This is a genomic window from Bacillus sp. FJAT-25509, from assembly GCF_001420605.1.
In the GTDB taxonomy this organism is placed as follows: Bacteria; Bacillota; Bacilli; order Bacillales; family Bacillaceae_G; genus Gottfriedia.
Map to the genome: position 1 here is coordinate 1 of NZ_LJIZ01000041.1, position 631 is coordinate 631.

Annotated in this window: 1 protein-coding gene; it reads left to right on the forward strand. The window is 31.2% G+C overall.

Annotated elements, in window-relative coordinates; all coding sequences use genetic code 11:
• On the forward strand, positions 1–631 hold a 631-nt coding region (locus tag AN960_RS23775), incomplete at both ends, for an IS3 family transposase (protein WP_056477375.1).

Sequence of the window (631 nt, forward strand, 5' to 3'; positions counted from 1 at the left end):
GCTATCGTAAAATTCGAGACGAGCTTACGAATCGTGGTTATAAAGTAAATCATAAAAAAGTTCAACGACTTATGAAAGAACTAGGGATAAAATCACTTGTGAAGGTAAAGAAATATCGCTCTTACAAAGGTGAAGTAGGTAAGATTGCACCCAATATTTTAAATAGAAATTTTCAAGCTGAAAAACCAAATGAGAAATGGGTTACAGATATAACTGAATTTAAATTATTTGGAGAAAAGCTATACTTTTCACCTATGTTGGACTTATATAATGGAGAAATAATTGCTTATACAATTGGTTCACGTCCAACTTATTCACTTGTATCAAATATGTTAGAACAATCTCTTGAACGTTTAACAGATTCCGATACACTACTAATTCATTCAGACCAAGGGTGGCACTATCAAATGAAAAAATATCGTAGTGCTCTTATTAAACGTGGAATCACTCAGAGTATGTCACGAAAAGGAAACTGTTACGATAACGCAGTAATTGAAAGTTTCTTTAGTATCATGAAATCTGAACTACTCTATCTTAAAGAATTTAACAGTGTCGAACACTTTAAACAAGAACTAGCTAAATATATAGATTACTACAATAACAAACGAATTAAGGCAAAATTAAAAGGCAT